This is a genomic window from Sphingomonas sp. (assembly GCF_031372575.1).
Classification (GTDB): Bacteria; Pseudomonadota; Alphaproteobacteria; order Sphingomonadales; family Sphingomonadaceae; genus Sphingomicrobium.
Genome location: NZ_JANMLM010000029.1, coordinates 1 through 17,757, shown reverse-complemented (window position 1 = coordinate 17,757; position 17,757 = coordinate 1). Strand labels below are relative to the sequence as shown.

General features: G+C 63.6%; 20 protein-coding genes and 2 pseudogenes. 15 read left to right on the top strand and 7 right to left on the bottom strand.

The genetic code is table 11. The annotated features are described in order from the left end of the window. From RMN73_RS02310 to RMN73_RS02300, 3 genes are all read right to left on the bottom strand, one after another. Positions 1 to 728 (bottom strand): biotin carboxylase N-terminal domain-containing protein (locus tag RMN73_RS02310; protein WP_309601704.1); only part of this gene is annotated, 728 nt, incomplete at its 3' end. 8 nt (positions 729 to 736) lie between these two features. After that, positions 737 to 1,210 carry an acetyl-CoA carboxylase biotin carboxyl carrier protein gene (gene accB / locus RMN73_RS02305; protein ID WP_405051509.1) on the bottom strand — a complete coding sequence of 158 codons (474 nt, stop codon included), beginning with the start codon at positions 1,208 to 1,210 and terminating at the stop codon, positions 737 to 739. Positions 1,211 to 1,248: 38 nt separating this feature from the next. Beyond that, positions 1,249 to 1,683: a type II 3-dehydroquinate dehydratase gene (locus RMN73_RS02300; RefSeq protein WP_309601703.1), complete on the bottom strand. Its 435-nt coding sequence runs from the start codon at positions 1,681 to 1,683 to the stop codon at positions 1,249 to 1,251. Positions 1,684 to 1,725: 42 nt separating this feature from the next. On the opposite strand from RMN73_RS02300, the pseudogene thiS reads away from it, so the two are divergent. Both thiS and RMN73_RS02290 read left to right on the top strand, forming a co-directional pair. Beyond that, positions 1,726 to 2,727, top strand: a pseudogene (gene thiS, locus RMN73_RS02295) (sulfur carrier protein ThiS). Positions 2,728 to 2,843: 116 nt separating this feature from the next. Further along, positions 2,844 to 3,605, top strand: a complete 762-nt coding sequence (locus RMN73_RS02290) for a serine aminopeptidase domain-containing protein (protein WP_309601702.1) — start codon at positions 2,844 to 2,846, stop codon at positions 3,603 to 3,605. On the opposite strand, the gene RMN73_RS02285 is transcribed toward RMN73_RS02290, so the two are convergent. Beyond that, positions 3,602 to 5,254 carry a thiamine pyrophosphate-binding protein gene (locus tag RMN73_RS02285; protein WP_309601701.1) on the bottom strand — a complete coding sequence of 551 codons (1,653 nt, stop codon included), beginning with the start codon at positions 5,252 to 5,254 and terminating at the stop codon, positions 3,602 to 3,604. The two genes, RMN73_RS02290 and RMN73_RS02285, sit on opposite strands and share 4 nt — an antisense overlap. A gap of 113 nt (positions 5,255 to 5,367) precedes the next feature. Between RMN73_RS02285 and RMN73_RS02280 the strand changes: the two genes are divergently transcribed. Beyond that, positions 5,368 to 7,164: a multicopper oxidase family protein gene (locus RMN73_RS02280; protein ID WP_309601700.1), complete on the top strand. Its 1,797-nt coding sequence runs from the start codon at positions 5,368 to 5,370 to the stop codon at positions 7,162 to 7,164. A 134-nt stretch (positions 7,165 to 7,298) separates the two neighbouring features. Further along, positions 7,299 to 7,523 carry a hypothetical protein gene (locus RMN73_RS02275; RefSeq protein ID WP_309601699.1) on the top strand — a complete coding sequence of 75 codons (225 nt, stop codon included), beginning with the start codon at positions 7,299 to 7,301 and terminating at the stop codon, positions 7,521 to 7,523. Between the two features lie 4 nt (positions 7,524 to 7,527). Here the strand turns inward: RMN73_RS02275 and RMN73_RS02270 are convergent, their stop codons facing one another. Continuing rightward, complete coding sequence (locus RMN73_RS02270) at positions 7,528 to 7,956, bottom strand: DUF1772 domain-containing protein (protein WP_309601698.1); 429 nt, start codon at positions 7,954 to 7,956, stop codon at positions 7,528 to 7,530. Positions 7,957 to 8,091: 135 nt separating this feature from the next. Beyond that, entirely contained in the window at positions 8,092 to 9,519 is a 1,428-nt protein-coding gene (locus tag RMN73_RS02265) for an NAD-dependent succinate-semialdehyde dehydrogenase (RefSeq protein WP_309601697.1), read from the bottom strand. 84 nt (positions 9,520 to 9,603) lie between these two features. Between RMN73_RS02265 and RMN73_RS02260 the strand changes: the two genes are divergently transcribed. The 7 genes from RMN73_RS02260 to RMN73_RS02230 are packed head-to-tail and all read left to right on the top strand — an operon-like array spanning position 9,604 to position 14,609. Beyond that, positions 9,604 to 9,903, top strand: a complete 300-nt coding sequence (locus tag RMN73_RS02260; protein ID WP_309601696.1) for an SCP2 sterol-binding domain-containing protein — start codon at positions 9,604 to 9,606, stop codon at positions 9,901 to 9,903. Positions 9,904 to 9,909: 6 nt separating this feature from the next. Beyond that, entirely contained in the window at positions 9,910 to 10,281 is a 372-nt protein-coding gene (locus RMN73_RS02255) for an ACT domain-containing protein (protein ID WP_309601695.1), read from the top strand. Between the two features lie 19 nt (positions 10,282 to 10,300). Beyond that, positions 10,301 to 11,395 carry a DUF2855 family protein gene (locus RMN73_RS02250; RefSeq protein WP_309601694.1) on the top strand — a complete coding sequence of 365 codons (1,095 nt, stop codon included), beginning with the start codon at positions 10,301 to 10,303 and terminating at the stop codon, positions 11,393 to 11,395. Between the two features lie 41 nt (positions 11,396 to 11,436). Continuing rightward, positions 11,437 to 12,144 (top strand): CoA transferase subunit A, encoded by a 708-nt coding sequence (locus RMN73_RS02245; protein WP_309601693.1) that lies wholly within the window; start codon positions 11,437 to 11,439, stop codon positions 12,142 to 12,144. Continuing rightward, positions 12,141 to 12,776: a 3-oxoacid CoA-transferase subunit B gene (locus tag RMN73_RS02240; RefSeq protein ID WP_309601692.1), complete on the top strand. Its 636-nt coding sequence runs from the start codon at positions 12,141 to 12,143 to the stop codon at positions 12,774 to 12,776. Before RMN73_RS02245 ends, RMN73_RS02240 begins: the two co-directional genes overlap by 4 nt. A 16-nt stretch (positions 12,777 to 12,792) precedes the next feature. Further along, complete coding sequence (locus RMN73_RS02235; RefSeq protein ID WP_309601691.1) at positions 12,793 to 13,617, top strand: N-acyl homoserine lactonase family protein; 825 nt, start codon at positions 12,793 to 12,795, stop codon at positions 13,615 to 13,617. Further along, positions 13,614 to 14,609, top strand: a complete 996-nt coding sequence (locus RMN73_RS02230) for an NADPH:quinone oxidoreductase family protein (RefSeq protein ID WP_309601690.1) — start codon at positions 13,614 to 13,616, stop codon at positions 14,607 to 14,609. Before RMN73_RS02235 ends, RMN73_RS02230 begins: the two co-directional genes overlap by 4 nt. Here RMN73_RS02230 and RMN73_RS02225 read toward each other — a convergent pair. Beyond that, positions 14,606 to 15,958 carry an HD domain-containing phosphohydrolase gene (locus tag RMN73_RS02225; RefSeq protein ID WP_309601689.1) on the bottom strand — a complete coding sequence of 451 codons (1,353 nt, stop codon included), beginning with the start codon at positions 15,956 to 15,958 and terminating at the stop codon, positions 14,606 to 14,608. The two genes, RMN73_RS02230 and RMN73_RS02225, sit on opposite strands and share 4 nt — an antisense overlap. A 118-nt stretch (positions 15,959 to 16,076) precedes the next feature. Between RMN73_RS02225 and RMN73_RS02220 the strand changes: the two genes are divergently transcribed. From RMN73_RS02220 to RMN73_RS02205, 4 genes and pseudogenes are all read left to right on the top strand, one after another. Beyond that, positions 16,077 to 16,919, top strand: a complete 843-nt coding sequence (locus RMN73_RS02220; RefSeq protein WP_309601688.1) for an outer membrane beta-barrel protein — start codon at positions 16,077 to 16,079, stop codon at positions 16,917 to 16,919. Positions 16,920 to 17,075: 156 nt separating this feature from the next. Beyond that, positions 17,076 to 17,402 carry a DUF1476 domain-containing protein gene (locus RMN73_RS02215; protein ID WP_309601687.1) on the top strand — a complete coding sequence of 109 codons (327 nt, stop codon included), beginning with the start codon at positions 17,076 to 17,078 and terminating at the stop codon, positions 17,400 to 17,402. Continuing rightward, on the top strand, positions 17,402 to 17,647 hold the full coding sequence (locus tag RMN73_RS02210; RefSeq protein ID WP_309601686.1) for a BolA family transcriptional regulator: 246 nt from the start codon (positions 17,402 to 17,404) through the stop codon (positions 17,645 to 17,647). Before RMN73_RS02215 ends, RMN73_RS02210 begins: the two co-directional genes overlap by 1 nt. Next, positions 17,644 to 17,757 (top strand): annotated as a pseudogene (locus tag RMN73_RS02205) (monothiol glutaredoxin, Grx4 family); the annotation flags it as partial. The gene RMN73_RS02210 and the pseudogene RMN73_RS02205, both read left to right, overlap by 4 nt.

The window sequence follows — 17,757 nt, the reverse complement described above, 5'->3', positions numbered from 1 at the left end:
GCTTCCTCGATCACTTTTTGGTGGCGCCGCTGGATCGAGCAATCGCGTTCGCCGATGTGGATCGCCTTGCCTTCGCCGTCGCCGAAAATCTGGAATTCGATGTGGCGCGGATCGCCGAGATATTTTTCGAGATAGACGGTGGCGTCGCCGAACGCGGCCTTGGCTTCCGACGCGGCCTGCATCATCGCCGATTCCAGATGGGCTTCCTCCTCGACCACCTTCATGCCGCGACCGCCGCCGCCCGATGCGGCCTTGATGATCACCGGATAGCCGACCTCCGCAGCGATAACGCGCGCCTCGGCGACATTGTCGATCGGGCCGGGCGATCCGGGGACCAACGGCAGGCCGAGCTTGGCGGCGGTGCGCTTGGCCTCGACCTTGTCGCCCATGATGCGGATATGTTCGGGCTTGGGGCCGACCCAACAAATCCCGTGGCTTTCGACGATCTCGGCGAACTGCGCATTTTCGGACAGGAATCCGTAACCGGGATGGATCGCGTCGGCGTGGGTAATTTCGGCGGCCGAGATGATGTTGGCCATGTTGAGATAGGAATCTTTGGCGGCAGGCGGCCCGATGCAGACTGATTCGTCGGCGAGGCGGACGTGCATCGCGTCGCTGTCGGCGGTCGAATGGACCGCGACGGTGAGAATGCCCATTTCGTGACACGCACGATGAATGCGGAGCGCGATTTCGCCGCGATTGGCGATCAGCAGTTTCTTGATCGGCATGGGTGGGTTTAGCCGATGACGACGAGCGGCTGGTCGAACTCGACCGGCTGGGCATCGCTGACCAGCACCTGTTTGACCGTACCGGCCTTGGGCGCGGTGATCGGGTTCATCACCTTCATCGCCTCGATGATCATCAACGTATCGCCTTCCTTGACCGCCTGGCCGGGGGAGACGAACGCTGCCGCGCCGGGCTCGGGCGAGAGAAAAACGGTGCCGACCATGGGAGATTTTACGGAATCGACCGGAACTGCTGCCGGGGCGGTATCGGTCGCCGACGCTGCGGCAGCGGGGGCTGCGGCGGGGGCGGCTTGCGGGGCCGGGGCATACGCCATCACCGGGGCGGCATCGCGGCGGACCTTGATTTTACGATCGCCGTCCTCGACCTCGATCTCGCTCAAATCATTGGCGGCGAGCAATTCGGCGAGTTCGCGCAGCAACGCGCTGTCGACCCGCATTTTGTGCCCGTCCTTGCTGTCGGCCATCAATCACTTCCTGTCGCTAAAACGAAGCGCGCTCATAGTCAGAGGCGGGCCGCCGCGTCCAGTGCCCTCACGTAACCGCGGGTGCCCTGACCCGTGATGACGTGGGTCGCGGCGAGGGCGACGAGATCGATTTGGCGGAAGGATTCGCGGGTCGCCGGGTCGGTCAAGTGGACAAGAATGACGGGGGTGGTGATCGCTTTGACGGCATCGTAGAGCGCGACTGAGGTGTGGCTGTAGCCGCCGGGGTTGATGATGACGGCGTTGGCGCCAGAGCTTTGCGCTTCATGGAGCCAGTCGATGAGGTGGCCTTCGTGATTCGACTGGCGAATGTCGAGCGTGACGCCAAGACTGGCTGCATGGTCGGTGAGAGTGGCGGCAATGTCGTCAAGGGATTCGCGGCCATAGATTTCCGGCTCGCGCGTGCCGAGCAAGTTAAGGTTGGGGCCGTTGAGGACGAAAATTGTGCGTGCCATGTTTGCCTTCGCTGCTACCGCTTCCTATCTGCCCTAGTCGATATGACCGACACCGACATCATCCACGTCCAGATCAATGGCGAGACCCGGCCCGTGGCGGCGGGATCGACGATCGCCGCTTTGGTGGCCGAGATCGGGCTCGATCCGGCGCGGGTCGCGGTCGAGCGGAATCTGGAGATCGTGCCGCGCTCGAGCCTGGCCAGCGTGGAAGTCTCGGATGGCGATGCGTTTGAGATCGTACATTTTGTCGGGGGTGGGTAAGTGCCGGAGAACGCAAACGAGACTTGGACCGTAGCCGGCCGGACATTCACTTCGCGGCTGATCGTGGGCACGGGCAAGTATAAGGATTTCGCGCAAAATGCGGCGGCGGTCGAGGCGTCGGGCGCCGAGATCGTCACGGTCGCGGTGCGGCGGGTCAATGTTTCCGATCCGTCGCAGCCGGTGCTGATGGATTATATCGACCCCAAGAAAATCACCTATCTGCCCAACACCGCAGGCTGTTTCACCGCCGAGGATGCGATCCGCACGCTGCGGCTGGCGCGCGAGGCAGGGGGCTGGGATCTGGTCAAGCTCGAGGTGCTGGGCGAGGCGCGGACGCTCTACCCCAACATGCGCGAGACGCTGCGCGCGACCGAGGTGCTAGCCAACGAGGGCTTCCTGCCGATGGTCTATTGCGCCGACGACCCGATCGCCGCGCAGCAGCTCGAGCAGGCCGGCGCGGTGGCGATCATGCCGCTGGGTGCCCCGATCGGGTCGGGGCTGGGGTTGCAGAACCGCGTCACCATCCGGCTGATCGTCGAGGGCGCCAAGGTGCCGGTGCTGGTCGATGCCGGGGTCGGCACCGCGAGCGATGCGGCGGTGGCGATGGAATTGGGCTGCGACGGGGTGCTGATGAACACCGCGATTGCCGAGGCCAAGAACCCGATCCGGATGGCGCGGGCGATGAAGCTTGCAGTCGAGGCGGGGCGCGAGGCGTATATGGCCGGTCGGATGCAGAAGCGCCGCTACGCCGATCCGAGCAGTCCGTTGGCGGGGCTGATCTGACGCATTTTCGTGCGAAAAATCGCGAGACGCAGTAACCAGACATTCCATATTGGCGAATGATGGTTGACGAGTCGCGGGAGTTGACGTTGCGGAACCTGCTGTTCTTGGTCCCCCTGTTGGGCCTTGCCCCCATGGCGTGCAATGCATCGCCAACCGCCCGCGGCTCGTCACCAGCCACCGACCAGCGGGCATCCGATCCGGCCGCACTGCAGGCCGTGATGCTGAAAGCGGCGGACGGCGTGGTGGTCCACGGCGACTATTATTTGGCGGCGAACCCCAAGGCGCTGATCCTGCTGTTCCATCAGGCGGGGTCGAACAAGGCGGAATATGCAACCATTGCGCCGCGGCTGGCGGCGGCGGGTTATAGCGCGCTGGCGATCGACCAACGGTCGGGCGGAACGATGTTCGGCGCGACCAACGAGACCGTGGAAGCGCTCGGCCGCGAGGCGGACTATGGCGACGCGATCAAGGATTTGCGCGCGACGCTTGGCTGGGCTGCGGACAGGAAACTTCCGGTGATCCTGTGGGGCAGCAGCTACTCCTCATCGTTGGTGCTGCAACTGGCGTCCGAGAATCCCGGCAAGATCGCCGCGCTGCTCGCTTTTTCACCGGACGAATATTTCGGCGGTGGCAATCCGGTACGCCGCTGGGCGAGTGGGGTTAAGGTGCCGCTGTTCGTCACCTCGGCCAAGGATGGTGAAGAGATTGCGGCGGCCAAGGCACTGGTCGTGGCCTCGCCATCGGCCAATAAGCGGCAATTCGTGCCGGAAAGCGGCGGCGTGCACGGCTCGTCGACGTTGATCGCTGCGCGCAACGCCACGGGCGCGGAGGAAGTTTGGCGTGCCGTCATGGCATTTCTGGCCGACGTCGCGCCTTAACTCGCGCGCAATTTTTCGATCGTGGTCTGGTTGCTGATCACTTCGACATCGGTGACGCAGTGGAGCAGGCGGATGCCTTTGCGGGCGGCCGCGTCGGCCAAGGCGGGGGCGAAGTCGGCGGTGGCCTCGACTCGGATCGCCCAGCCGCCATAAGCTTCGGCCAGTTTGACGAAGTCGGGATTGGCGAGTTTCGTGCCACTGATCCGCGCCGGATAATCGCGTTCCTGATGCATCCGGATCGTACCGTAGGCGCCGTTATCGACCAGGATGATCAGCAAATCGGCACCATATTGCGCGGCGGTCGCGAGTTCCTGCCCGTTCATCAGGAAATCGCCATCGCCGGCGACACAGACCACGGTTCGATCCTTGAAGCGCAAGCTCGCGGCGACGGCGGCGGGGAGGCCGTAGCCCATCGTGCCGCTGGTCGGGGCGAGCTGGGTCGGCATCACGCCGTAGCGCCAGTAACGGTGCCACCAGCCCGAAAAATTGCCTGCACCGTTGCAGATGATCGTGTTGGCAGGGAGCGAGTCGCGCATCGCCTTGACGCATGGGCCGAGGTCGAGCCTCACGCCGTCGCGGGGTGCTGGTTCGCTCCATTGCAGCCAGTCGCTATGCGCTTCTTCACCCGATTTGAAGCGCACCAGTTCGGGGTCATGCCAGTCGGCCGCGACCTCGGCAAATTCGCCCATGTCGGCGCAAATCGGGAGGTCGGCCTTGAACACGCGACCAAGTTCGTTGGGGTCGGGGTGGACGTGGACCAGCAACTGGTCGGGGTGGTCGGGGGTGATGAGCTTGTAGCCGTCGGTGGTCGATTCGCCGAGCCGCGCACCGACCACGAGCAGCAGATCGGCGTCGCGGATGCGCTGCTGGAGCTTGGGGTTAGGGCCGTAACCGAGTTGGCCGGCATAGACCGAGCATGTGTTGGCGATTGCGTCCTGGCGGCGGAAGGCGGCGGCGGTGGGAATGCCGCGGCGCGCGGCAAAGGTCGCGAAATGATGCGCTGCGGCCGGGCTCCAGTCGGCGCCGCCGATGATCGCCACTGGGACGGTCGCGTCTTTCAACAGGTCGAACAATGCCCCCATCGCGCCAGCGCAAGGCGGCTGGACGAGCGGGGCGATGGCCGGGCGATCCTCGACCTCGGCTAGGTCGCGCAACATGTCCTCGGGGATGGCGAGCACCACCGGGCCGGGGCGGCCGGCGGTGGCGACGCGATAGGCGCGGGCAACATATTCGGGAATCCGCCGGGCATCGTCGATCCGCGCCGCCCATTTGGCGATCGGCGTGAAAAACGCCTGAAAGTCGATTTCCTGAAAGCCTTCGCGATCCTTGTCGGCGCGGTCGAGATCGCCGACGAACATGATCAGCGGTGTCGAATCCTGCATCGCGACATGGATTCCGCCACTGGCATTGGTCGCGCCCGGGCCGCGGGTGACGAACGCGACGCCCGGCCGCCCGGTCATCTTGCCATCGGCATCGGCCATGTACGCGACCCCGCCTTCCTGGCGACAGACGGTGAGGTCGATCTCCGGCGCATCATGGAGCGCATCGAGCACCGCGAGGAAGCTCTCGCCCGGAACGGTAAAAATGCGGTCGCAGCCTTGGATCTTGAGCTGCTCGACGAGGATCTGGCCACCGGTGCGTAAGGTCATGGATCGGCTCTAGCTTGTGTCACGCGGCTTGTGGAGTGGGAGCTTGTCACGCGCCCGAAATGAGTGCAAATTCCGGACGATTGTAAGCGTTCAATCGGGGCTTGGGGGAGCCAATGGACATCCTGATCGCGGCCATGTTGGCTGGCGCGGCCGCGCCGCCGCCCGTCGATTACCGCTTCGAAATCGGTCGCGCGCAAGGCACGCTCTACAATCCCTGGACACTGACCGACGACAAGGTTGAACTACGATCGTTCATCGGATCGGGGGCGAAGCCGGGCGATTTCGTTGCGCCGACAATCCGCGTCGCGCCCGGTCAGCGGCTCAACGTGCTGATCGACAACAAGCTCGAGCGATGCAGCAACGAACAGCGCGCTACGAATTTGTGCTTCAACGACACCAATTTGCACACGCATGGCTTGTGGGTCTCGCCCTCGGGCAACAGCGACAACGTGCTGATTTCGATCAAGCCTAGGGAGCAGTTCCAATACGCCTACGATATCCCTGCCGATCACCCGGCCGGCACCTTCTGGTATCATCCCCACCATCACGGCGCTGGCTTCGTTCAGGTCGGCAGCGGCATGGCCGGAGCGCTGATCGTCACCGGCGACCGGCTGCCGACGGCGACTAAGCCCGGCGATATCGACGTGCTCCTGAAAGATCAGCGCGGGCGGCCTTTCCCGGAGCGGATCATGCTGTTCCAGCAGATTCCGTACGGCTGCCTCAACGACAAGGGGCTGAACGAGGGCAAGCGCACCAAGGATGGTGAGCCGATCCGCCCGTTCACCTGCGCGCCAGGAAAAACCGGCGGCATCGAGGGCTTCGACAATGACTGGGGCTGGCGCGAGACGGGCCGCTACACCGGCATCAATGGCCGGGTGCAGCCGCAGCTTGCCGATGCGAAAGCCGGTGCGTTCGAGCGCTGGCGCCTGGTTAATGCCGGCACGGGCGAGGGGATGCGCCTGCGGCTCTACCGGCTCGATCCCGCCGCGCCGCCCTTGGCGTCTGTCAAGGCTGAAGACCAGATCGCCTGGCGACAGCGCTACTGCACCGGCCAACCGCTTCCAATGTGGCGAATCGCGATGGACGGGCTGACCCGATCGGCGGTGCAAAAGGTGGACGAGGCCATCCTCTTCGCCGGCGAGCGCGTTGACGTGCTGGCGCGGCTGCCGGAGCCGGGAACCTATTGCATGGTCAACGACACCAGTCGCATCGACACGGACAAGGACAACCCCAACCCGGCGCGCATGGTGGCGCTGGTCGGAGCCAGGGGCGCGGCAACTGGCGAGGGCGATGCCGGGGCCATGCTTCAATCCATGTTGGTCAAGGCGGCGGAGAAGGCGCTGTCCGGAAGGGAGCGTGCTGCCGTCCGCGACCGTGTCATCGGCGAGTTGAACGATGGACTGAAGCTCACCTCCTTCACCTGGCACAAGCCGATCCCGACGACCGAGGTCGCCGCCTGGCGCGAGGTCATCCTCAACATCGTCGGCGGCCCCGAGGAAACCGCGTTCCGGGTTAATGGCCTGTCCTATGACCATAATCGGATCGATGCGGTGCTGCCGCTGGGCAAAGCAGAGGAATGGCGCGCGACGTCGCTGACCATCGGCCACCCGCTGCACATCCACGTCAACCCGTTCCAGATCATTTCGATCCACGATCAGGAAGGCCGCGATTTGAGCGACCCGAAGGGCCCGGCCTTCGATCCCGACTATGCCGGGCTGACGGGCGAATGGAAGGACACGGTAATGATCAAGGAGGGTGTGCGGGTCGCGTTCCGCACTCGCTACGAGCGCTTTACCGGCGATTTCGTCATCCATTGCCACATCATGTTCCACGGCGACCACGGAATGATGCAGAATTTGCGGATCGCAGCAGAAGGGGTGCCAGTGCAAGCTTCGCACGCGGTGCATTAGCGATTGATTTCGGCGACGCAGGACGGCGGCGCAAAACTATGCTAGGGATGCCGCATCACTCGACCTTGAACCTCAAAAAGCCTCCTGTGACTGAGAGACCGTGCGCTCTCGCTTTTCCAATCAGGAGACTATCCATGAGCCGAGTTCTTTTTCTCAATATGAGCGAAAACGCCGCCGTCGATTATTGCAAGGGCAAGGACGTCGGCGTGTCGGCGATCGAGAAATTGTCGTCGGGCGGCGTGCGGCTGGTGTGCATGAGCAGCGACGGCGCCGAAAAAGCGCGCACCGGGCTGAAAAGCAAGCTGATCAAGGGCGATGTCGTCCGCAAGGAGCATCGCCCGAGCAAGCCGCTTTGGTGATCGCCTAGCGGGTGGCGAACAATAATAGCATTGTCGCCGCTCCGCCGAGGATGGTTCGGACCCAATGCAGCCGGCCCCACCGATTGAGCAATTGCCGGGTTTCATCGTTCGCCGATTCGGACGGGGTTGCCTCCAACCGATGATTGACCGGCATCATCACGATTAGCGTGTAGGGCCAATTGGCAAGAATCGTGATTGCGCCAGCGAGCCATAAGGGGCCGCCTTCGATCCACCACATGATCAGTCCGCAAGCGCCTGATAGGACCGCGATGCTTGCCTGCATCATGAAGCCGCGCTGGTAAGATGGCTTCCACTCGGCGAGCGTCGCTCCGACCGGAAGGCCCTGCCGCGCCGGATGTTCGGCAATCGACAGATAGAATGCAGCGCCGAAGAATATCGCTGCAAAGGTTATGGCGAGTGACCCGATCATCATCTTAACCCCCCGATGAAGAGCATACGCCTAACGATGCATATTGACCATTAGGGGCGAATGTGGCGCCGCGCCGATCGTAACCAGCGCGCGGCTAATCCAGAACAGCCACGACCGACGGTTTGGTTTGGCCGCGGATCAGGCCAAATGGATCGCCTTGACCACCTGATAGGTCTCGAGCCCTTCCTTGCCGCCTTCGCTGCCGAAGCCCGAATCCTTAACCCCGCCGAACGGCGCGTCGGCGGTCGAAATGGCGAAGGTGTTGATCCCGACCATCCCGCTTTCGATCGCGTCGCCGAGCAAATTGGCACGGCGACCATTTTCGGTGAAGGCGAACGCGGCGAGCCCGAACGGCAGGCGGTTGGCCTGTTCGATGGCGTCGTCGAAGCTCTTGAAGCTGGCGCTGACCGCGACCGGGCCGAACGGCTCCTCGTTCATGATGTCGGCATTGATGGGGACATCGCCGAGCAGGGTCGGCTGGAAGAAGAAACCCGAATCGCCGCGCTCGCCGCCCGCAAGAACGCGAGCGCCCTTGGCTGCGGCGTCGTTGACCAGTTTCTCGATCTCGTCGGGGCGCCGCGCATTGGCGAGCGGACCCATCTTGGTTGTGGCGTCGAGCCCATCGCCGATCTTGACGTGCGCGGTCCGGGCCGCGAAGCCCTTGAGGAAGGCGTCGTAAATGCCCTCCTGGACGTAGAAGCGGGTCGGCGAGACGCAAACCTGACCCGCGTTGCGGAATTTCTGCGGTACGACCATGTCGAGCATCTTTTCCAGATCGCAATCGTCAAAGATCAACACCGGCGCGTGGCCGCCAAGCTCGAGCGTGATGCGCTTCATATGATCGGCGGCAAGCTTCATCAGATGCTTGCCGACCGGGACCGATCCGGTGAAGCTGGCCTTGCGGATGACGGGGGACGCAAACAGCGCCTCACTGACCAGCGCCGCCTTGCCGTGGACCAGTTGCGCGACGCCCTTGGGGATTCCAGCATCGTCCAAAGCGCGGAACAATTCGCCGGTGCAGCCGGGGGTTTCCTGCGGCGGGCGGCTGATCACCGGGCAGCCAGCAGCGAGCGCGGCGGCGATCTTCTTGGCGAGCAGGTAAATCGGGAAATTCCACGGCGTGAAGGTCGCGGTCGGGCCGACGGGCTGGCGGATAACGATCGACCGTTGACCGGTGGGGCGCACCAACGTGCGGCCATAGTCGCGCTTGATCTCGTCGGCGTACCAGGTGAACATCGACGCTGATCCGGTGACTTCGGCCTTGGCCTCGGCGAGCGGTTTGCCCTGCTCCTGCGTCAGGATGGCGGCAATATGATCGGCGCGTTCGATCAGCAAGGCGGCGGCCTTGTGGAGGATCGCGGCACGCTTCTCGACTTCGGTCGCGCGCCACAACGGCCAGGCGCGTTCGGCAGCGGCGAGCGCTTCCTCCAGGTCGGCGGCGGTGGCCAAAGGCACCTCGGCGATGCCCTCGGCGGTGACGGGATTGATGACGGTAAAAGCGTCGCGGCCTTCGCCGCTCTTCCAGTTTCCGTCGATGAACAGCTTCAGCTCTGCGTCATAACTCATGACGGGTGAGATAGGCGTTGAGACGCTTGTCGCCAACCCACCCGCTCGCTAGATCGGTTTTCAATCGAAACAGGAGCCGATCGCATGACCAAGACCGAACTCGCCGCCAAGATGAACGACGTCGGCGCCGTACTGCCGGGCAAGACCGTCAAGCTCGACTTTGGCGACCAGGGCACGATCATGCTCGACGGCGTCGGCAACACGGTCAGCGAAGACGATGGCGCGGCCGACACGACGATCAAGATTGCGTGGGACGACTGGCAGGCGATGGCCGACGGCCAATTGGACGGCATGACCGCCTTCATGACCGGCAAGTTGAAGGTCGAGGGCGACATGTCCAACGCGATGCAACTGCAGGGCGTGCTGTCGAAATTGAAGGGCTGATCGGTCATGGCGGGCGAGCGCGACCTGACGCGCCTGCTCGCCGACCTTCGACCGCAACTTGGTGCCGCACGATACGCGTTCGAGCGGGTCGAGCGATTGTCGCTGGGAGAGGGTGATTTTGCCCTGATTCGCGAGGACGGTGGAGTCACCGCAATCCGCGAACGGGCCGATGGTGCGTGGGCGCGGATCAGTCTGGGTGTTCACTCGAGCCTTGAGGCGATCGGCCTGACGGCGGTCCTGTCCCGTCGTCTGGCCGACGCGGGGATCAGCGCCAACGTGGTCGCGGCACTCGATCACGATCATTTCTTCGTTCCATGGGACCAGCGCGCCATCGCGCTCGAAGCGATTTCAGGTGTCGGCGCGGCTGGCGCCACATGATCGCAGCAAGGAGCAGACGATGACCGACACGCGCTGGGCTATCGACATTGACCGGGACGATATTGCGAAGGCTGCGCTTGTCGATGAACCGGCAATCGATCTCGCCCCGGGCGAGGTCGAGGTGCGGGTCGAGTGCTTCGCGATGACCGCCAACAATGTGACTTATGCTGCGCTGGGTAAGCCGATCGGGTTGTTCCCCAATGGCAAGGGCTATTGGGACTTCTTCTCGCCCGGTGGCGAGGGACCGGGGCGGCTGCCGGTATGGGGTTTTGCGACCGTCACGCGGAGCGCTGCCGAGGGGGTAGACGAGGGCGAGCAATTTTACGGTTTCTATCCGATGGCGAGCCATGTGCGGCTGACTCCGGGACGGGTAAACGCGGGTGGTTTCATGGATGTCGCGGCGCATCGGGATGCGATGCCGGCGGTGTACGACCATTATCTGCGCGTGTCGGCGCTCGGCGATTTCGTCGAAGCGGATCGCGACTGGTGGCCGGTCTTTCGCCCGCTGTACCTGACCGGCTGGCTGATCGCCGACCAGTTCGAGGATGAGGCCGACTTCGGCGCGGCCCAGGTGCTGGTCGCCAGCGCCTCGTCCAAGACCGCGATCGGCTTTGCCCATGCCATGAATCAGCGGGGCAACCGTCCGAAGTTGATCGGGCTAACCTCTTCGCGGGGCCGCGATTTCTTAGAAGGCGCGGGCCTTTACGACGATCTGATCCTCTACAACGATATCGCCGCGCTCGACCCCGCGATCCCGTCCGCGTTCGTCGATATCGCGGGCGATTGCGGATTGACCGCGGCGCTTCACTACCACTTTGGCGAGGAGCTCAAGCTCAACCTCGTGGTCGGCAAAGCGCATTGGGATTCGGCCCCGGCCGCGCGGGTCCCCGCGGTCGGTTTCTTCGCGCCGGCGCGGGTCGCCAAACGATCGAAGGAATGGGGCCCGGGCGGCTTCCAGTCGCGCATGGCAACCGCCTGGACCGCTTTCCTCAGCGATGCGCGGAATCTGTTCCGCATTGAGGTTAGCGATGGCCCCGACGCCGCGCTCGCCGCTTATTGTGATGCGGTCGCTGGCAAGGCCGATCCGCGCGCCGGAATTCTGGTCCACCCGTAACCCGCCTTGCCGCCGCGAAAGCGCCTGCCTAAGGACGCTGCATGGCCCAGAAAATCTATCTCGACGCCGCCGCCGCCCTCGACGGGTTGCTGTTCGACGGCATGACCATCGCCGCCGGGGGCTTCGGCCTGTGCGGCATCCCCGAGCGGCTGATCGACGCGATCGTAGCGAGCGGGGTCAGGGATTTGACCATCGCCAGCAACAATGCCGGGATCGACAATGAAGGGCTCGGCAAATTGCTCCGCACGCGGCAGGTGAAGAAGATGATCAGCTCCTACGTCGGCGAGAATAAGGAGTTCGAGCGGCAATATCTGGCGGGCGAGCTGGAGGTCGAATTTTGTCCGCAGGGGACACTCGCCGAGCGGATGCGAGCCGGGGGCGCGGGCATTCCCGGTTTCTACACCAAGACCGGTGTCGGCACGCAGGTCGCCGAGGGCAAGGAAGCGAAGAGCTTCGACGGTGAGGAGTATATCCTCGAACGTGGCATCCGCGCCGATTTGAGCATCATCAAAGGCTGGAAGGCGGACGAAGTCGGCAACCTCCTGTTCCGCAAGACCGCCCGCAACTTCAACGCCCCTGCCGCGACGTGCGGCAAGATCTGCGTGGCGGAGGTGGAGGAGATTGTTGCGGTCGGCGCGCTCGATCCGGACGCGATCCACCTGCCAAGCATTTACGTCAAACGCATGATCGACGGCTCGCCCTACGACAAGAAAATCGAGTTTGTGACCACGAGGGAGCGCGCGGCATGAGCTGGGACCGCAACCAGATGGCGGCGCGTGCCGCGCGGGAATTGAAGGACGGCTATTACGTCAATCTCGGCATTGGCATTCCCACGCTCGTCGCCAACAATATTCCCGACGGGATGACGGTCACCTTGCAGTCGGAAAATGGCATGCTCGGAATCGGGCCGTTTCCTTACGCGGACGAGGTCGACGCCGATCTGATCAACGCCGGCAAGCAGACGATCAGCGAGCTCGACTCATCGTCTTATTTCTCGAGCAGCGACAGTTTCGCGATGATCCGTGGCGGGCATATCGACCTGACCGTGCTCGGCGCGATGGAGGTCAGCGAGGGCGGCGACATCGCCAACTGGATGATCCCGGGCAAGATGATCAAAGGCATGGGCGGGGCGATGGACCTGGTTGCGGGGGTCAAGAAGATCATCGTCGTGATGGAGCATAATGCCAAGGACGGCAGCCCCAAGTTCATCCCCAAATGCACGCTGCCGCTGACCGGGAAGAATAGTGTCGACATGATCATCACCGACCTCGGCGTATTCCACCGCCCCGATCACGCATCGCCGTTCAAATTGATCGAGTTGGCACCTGGCGTCACGGGCGACGAGATCCAGGCCAAGACCACGGCGAATTACATCGCCTAACAATAGGAGCGTCGGCATGAAGGCAATTGCATATGTGGGCATAGCAACCGCATTGGCGTTGAGCGCGGGTGCCTCGGCCCAGCCCGGGCCCGCCGCCAAACTGTCGATCGTCCGGCTCGATTGCGGCAATGCGACGGTCAAGAATTTCGACGCCTTCTTCTCCGACACGCATGAATATCCGGTCGGGCCGCGGAAAATTACCAGCAGTTGCTACGTGGTCCGCCATGGCAGTGACGTCTTGCTGTGGGACACCGGTTTTCCGGCCGCGCTGAAAGGCAAGTCAACCGACATGGGGGCATTGATCGTCCGGGTCGATCGAACGATCCCCGACCAGCTCGCGACTCTCGGCCTCAAGGTCTCGGACATCGACATCGTCGGGATCAGCCACATGCACGGTGACCACACTGGGCAGGCGGCGGACTTTCCGCTGGCGAAATTGCTGATCGGCAAGAAGGATCTCGAGGCGACCACGGGACCCAAGGATCCGTTCGGCCCGTGGCGCAGCGTCGATGCCAAGGTGCAGGTGATGGCCGGCAGTGACATCGACGTGTTCGGCGATGGCAGTGTCATCGTGCTCAACCTGCCCGGGCACACGCCAAGCCACATCGCGCTGTTGGTCAAGCTGGCCAGCGGCAACGTGATGCTGAGCGGCGATCTTTATCATTCGACCATGGCTCGCCAGCTGAGGGGCGTGCCGCCGTTCAACACCAGCCGCGCCGAGACATTGGCGTCGATCGACCGGTTCGAGCGGCTGGCGCGAAGCTATCGCGCCAAGGTAATCATCCAGCATGAACCCGCCGATATCGCCAAGCTGCCCGCCTTCCCGAAAGAAGCGCGTTGAAGGCGCTATTGAGCCACGCCCCCGGCGGTCCTGAAACGCTGACCGTTGACGAGCTTCCCGATCCCGTCGCTGGCCCCGGCGAATTGCTGGTGCGGGTCCGCAGCGCGGCGATCAACTATCCCGATGTGCTGATCATCGAGGACAAATATCAGTTCAAGCCGCCGCGCCCGTTTGCGCCGGGCGGGGAGATTGCGGGGGAGGTCGCGGCGGTCGGCGACGGCGTAACCGGCTGGGCGATCGGCGACCGGCTGATCGCGGTGCCGGGCTGGGGCGGGCTGGTCGAGAAGATCGTGATCAGCGCCAAGACCGCGTTCCGCCTACCCGACAGTCGCAGCTTCACCGATGGCGCGGCATTGCTGTTGACCTACGCCACCTCGATCCACGCGCTCTACGATCGTGGCGACCTGAAGGCGGGTGAGACTTTGCTGGTGCTCGGTGCGGCGGGCGGGGTCGGGCTGGCCGCAGTCGAGCTTGGCAAGGCGCGCGGGGCGCGGGTGATTGCGGCCGTGTCGAGCGAGGACAAGGCCGCGGCGGCGCGCAAGGCGGGCGCAGACGCGGCAATAATTTATCCGCGCGGTCCATTTGATAAGGACGGATCAAAGGCGCTGGCGCAAATGTTCAAGGAGGCGGTCGGGCCAGCGGGCGCGGATGTGATCTTCGATCCGGTCGGGGGCGATTATGCCGAGCCGGCGCTGCGCTCGATCGCGTGGGATGGGCGCTATCTGGTGGTCGGCTTCCCCGCCGGCATCCCCAGGCTGCCGCTCAACCTGACCTTGCTCAAAAGCTGCGACGTGCGCGGGGTGTTCTGGGGGGCGTTTGCGGCGCGCAATCCCAAGGCCAATGCGGCGCATGTCGAAACCCTGTTCCGGCTGTGGGACGAGGGCAAGATCGCACCCGTCGTCAGCGCCACTTACCCGCTGAACCGTGGCGGGGAGGCCATTGCCGCACTTGCCGCGCGCCGCGTCATCGGCAAGGTCGTGGTCGAACTCTAAGCGGCGATCGCGCGAAGCGCGGCGAGGCATTCGGAGTCGATTGCCTTGCCCTCCTCGGCGGTCATCAATGCCAGCGCTTCGTCAATGCTCATTGCCGCCCGGTACGGCCGGTCGGAGGTTAGCGCGTCAAAATAATCGCACACGGTGATGATCCGCGTTTCACGCGTGATCTGCGCTTCGTCGAGGCGCAGCGGATAGCCCATGCCGTCGAGCCGCTCATGATGGGCCGCAGCGATCGGTGCGATGTCGGCGAGGGCGCTAATCCGGCCGAGGATCGCCTGGGTATGGGTGGCGTGGCCGCGCATTGCTTCCCACTCGCGCTCGTCGAGACTGCCGGGCTTGTCGAGGATGGCGTTGGAGACGCTCAATTTGCCGACATCGTGGAGCAAAGCCGCGCGGTACAGCCAGCGTTGCCGCGCCGGAAGCATACCCATCGCCAGGCCGATCTGCGACGCAAGCGTGGCGACGCGGGTGGAATGGCCCGCCGTGTAGGGGCTTTTGGCATCGATTACCTGGCCAAAGGCGGCGGCGATGGAGTCGAGATAATCGTCGTCGACCGCGATCGCTGCACCGGCCGGAGCCATCGTCAGCAATCGCGCGTCGAGCAAGGGCGACGCCAGGTCGGACCAGAATCGCGGCTTGTCGGCGACTCGCGCGAAGGCAGCGCACAGATCGGGGTCGAGCCAGGTGCCGGCGCGGCGCGACACTTCGTCGATCGCGGCACTGGCCCCGGCGTGGGTATGAAACACGTCGGCGACCTGCGCCAGCAACGCGATCTGGGCGAACAACGGGATTGCCTTGCCCCGCAGGCGTCCCGGCCGGCCCGATCCGTCCCAATGCTCATCGAGGCGGTAGATGCCGTCGCACACCGCCTCCGAGAAGCGCAGCGAGCGAGCGATATCGGCCCCGCGCGTGCAGCGCGACAGGATCATTTCCTGCGCGATCGAATCGCCATTCTTGAAGATATTGCCGATCGCTGCGACGCGCTTGTGAAGCGGGGCCGAAGGCGCAGTCTTGGCGACGACGAAGCGGAGCGTTGCCGCAAGATTGGTACCGACCGTCTTGAAGCCCTGCTTGAAGGCGCGATCATCCGCCTCGTACAATTCGCAGATCCGCGCGGCGTTGCTCGAACAGCCCAGATCCTTGAGCAGGATAGTGTAGTACAGGTCGCTCAACTCGGCCGCGTTGAGCCCAAGCTCGCGCCCGACATGGCTGCCAATCCAGCAGGCGCGGATGCAATGGCCCGCCGGCTGCCCCTCGGTCAGGTCAAGGGCATAGCTGAAGGCACCGACCAGTTCGGGCAGTGAAACGACGGGCGTGGCGGTGTCGGCGAAGGATTCGTGGCGCATGCCCAGTCGCATAAACGAAAAGGGTTAAAAAAGTTGTCGAGTCAGAAAGACGCGGATTGTCATTAATCTCGATTAAGGATAAACTGCGTATGTTGCACATTAAAAACAGGGGTTTTCAATGCGATACGTAGTTTTGGCGGCGCTGGCCGCAACGTCGCTCGCCTCGCCGGCGATGGCAGTGGATAAAAGTTGGTATGCCGGGATCGAAGGCGGCCTTCTTTTTCCCAAGGATGAAACCATCAGCGCCGACGGCTTCGGCGACATCATCGATGTGGATTACAAGACCGGCGTCGATCTCGATGCCATTATCGGTTATGATTTCGGCCTGTTCCGCCTTGAAGGCGAGCTTGGCTACAAGCGTGCCAAGCATAGCGGCTATGAAGTCGCGTTCTTCAATGTTGAAAATTCGTTAGCCCAAGAAGGTCCGCCGACCACAAATCAGGTCGTCAATGGCGTCCAGGTCGATGGCAATGGCAATACACGCGTCTGGTCATTGATGCTCAACGGCCTGTTCGACTTCAATGTGTCCGATCGTTTCGCGCTCTACGCGGGTGGCGGCGTCGGCTATCACAATACGCGGATCAAGCTGGATTTTGGCAATCAGTTCGACTCAGGCTCAGCCAAGGATAAAGGCTTTGCGTGGCAATTGCTTGCGGGCGCGCGCTATGCGGTCAGCGACAATGTCGATCTCGGGCTGAAGTATCGTTATTTCCGCACCGATCGCCTGAAGGACGACGGTCTTAATACCCGCTTTTCGTCGCATTCGGTGCTGGCCAGCCTGATCTACAATTTCGCGCCGCCGCCACCGCCGCCTCCGCCACCGCCGCCGCCACCCCCGCCGCCGCCGCCGCCGCCACCGGCGACGCAGACGTGTCCGGACGGGTCGGTGACCCTGGCGACGGATGCGTGCCCCCCGCCGCCGCCGCCGCCGCCGCCACCGCCGGAGCCCGAACGCGGCTAAGCGTCGGCTGATTGCTGGATAATCGGAAGGGCCGGGCTCGCTGATGCGGGGCCGGCCCTTTCTTGCGTGTGGCTCGCCCTAGCGCGCGCGTGAATCATTGCGCCGCTGCGTGGCTCCGCCTATCTGGCCATCAACGATCATCCATGAGGATAGACAATGAGCCAATTTAACGACCGCGAGCGCGCTTTCGAGACCAAATATGCGCGCGACGAGGAAATGCAGTTCCGGATCATCGCCCGGCGCAACCGCCTGCTCGGCGAATGGGCGGCGCGCCTGATGGGCCTGTCGGATACCGAGACCGAAGGCTATGCCAAGGACGTGGTCCGAGCCGATTTCGAGGAAGCCGGCGATGAAGACGTGATCCGCAAGGTGCTTGGCGATGTCACGGCCGCCGGGGTCGAGTGCGACGAGGCCACGATCCGCGAGGCGCTCGGCCACAAACTGGTCGAGGCCCGCCGGCAGATCATCGAAGCCTCCAACTGATGGCGATGGCTGCGCAGGAGATTGAGGCAATGATCCTTGCCGCCATGCCCGACGCGGCGGTTGAAATCACCGACCTTGCCGGGGACGGCAATCATTATTCGGCGCGCGTCATCAGCCCGTCCTTCGCGGGGATGAGCCGCGTGCGCCAGCACCAGGCGGTCTATGCCGCGCTTCAGGGCAAGATGGGCAACGAGCTCCACGCACTGCAGCTCGAGACCGCCATTCCATCGGGAGATCACCAATGAGCGACGTCCAGCAGCAGATCAGCGACATGGTCGGAAAGAGTGACGTCCTGTTGTTCATGAAAGGCACCGCTTTGTTCCCGCAATGCGGCTTTTCGAGCCGCGCGATCGCT

What these genes read in the sequence shown, in the direction of transcription:
- RMN73_RS02300 (WP_309601703.1), bottom strand. Translation starts at nt 1,683, where the DNA reads ATGGCACGCACAATTTTCGTCCTCAACGGCCCCAACCTTAACTTGCTC.
- RMN73_RS02280 (WP_309601700.1), top strand. Translation starts at nt 5,368, where the DNA reads ATGGACATCCTGATCGCGGCCATGTTGGCTGGCGCGGCCGCGCCGCCG.
- RMN73_RS02215 (WP_309601687.1), top strand. Translation starts at nt 17,076, where the DNA reads ATGAGCCAATTTAACGACCGCGAGCGCGCTTTCGAGACCAAATATGCG.
- RMN73_RS02235 (WP_309601691.1), top strand. Translation starts at nt 12,793, where the DNA reads ATGAAGGCAATTGCATATGTGGGCATAGCAACCGCATTGGCGTTGAGC.
- RMN73_RS02210 (WP_309601686.1), top strand. Translation starts at nt 17,402, where the DNA reads ATGGCGATGGCTGCGCAGGAGATTGAGGCAATGATCCTTGCCGCCATG.
- RMN73_RS02250 (WP_309601694.1), top strand. Translation starts at nt 10,301, where the DNA reads ATGACCGACACGCGCTGGGCTATCGACATTGACCGGGACGATATTGCG.
- RMN73_RS02270 (WP_309601698.1), bottom strand. Translation starts at nt 7,956, where the DNA reads ATGATGATCGGGTCACTCGCCATAACCTTTGCAGCGATATTCTTCGGC.
- RMN73_RS02220 (WP_309601688.1), top strand. Translation starts at nt 16,077, where the DNA reads ATGCGATACGTAGTTTTGGCGGCGCTGGCCGCAACGTCGCTCGCCTCG.
- RMN73_RS02285 (WP_309601701.1), bottom strand. Translation starts at nt 5,254, where the DNA reads ATGACCTTACGCACCGGTGGCCAGATCCTCGTCGAGCAGCTCAAGATC.
- RMN73_RS02265 (WP_309601697.1), bottom strand. Translation starts at nt 9,519, where the DNA reads ATGAGTTATGACGCAGAGCTGAAGCTGTTCATCGACGGAAACTGGAAG.
- accB (WP_405051509.1), bottom strand. Translation starts at nt 1,210, where the DNA reads ATGGCCGACAGCAAGGACGGGCACAAAATGCGGGTCGACAGCGCGTTG.
- RMN73_RS02240 (WP_309601692.1), top strand. Translation starts at nt 12,141, where the DNA reads ATGAGCTGGGACCGCAACCAGATGGCGGCGCGTGCCGCGCGGGAATTG.
- RMN73_RS02225 (WP_309601689.1), bottom strand. Translation starts at nt 15,958, where the DNA reads ATGCGCCACGAATCCTTCGCCGACACCGCCACGCCCGTCGTTTCACTG.
- RMN73_RS02275 (WP_309601699.1), top strand. Translation starts at nt 7,299, where the DNA reads ATGAGCCGAGTTCTTTTTCTCAATATGAGCGAAAACGCCGCCGTCGAT.
- RMN73_RS02260 (WP_309601696.1), top strand. Translation starts at nt 9,604, where the DNA reads ATGACCAAGACCGAACTCGCCGCCAAGATGAACGACGTCGGCGCCGTA.
- RMN73_RS02245 (WP_309601693.1), top strand. Translation starts at nt 11,437, where the DNA reads ATGGCCCAGAAAATCTATCTCGACGCCGCCGCCGCCCTCGACGGGTTG.
- RMN73_RS02255 (WP_309601695.1), top strand. Translation starts at nt 9,910, where the DNA reads ATGGCGGGCGAGCGCGACCTGACGCGCCTGCTCGCCGACCTTCGACCG.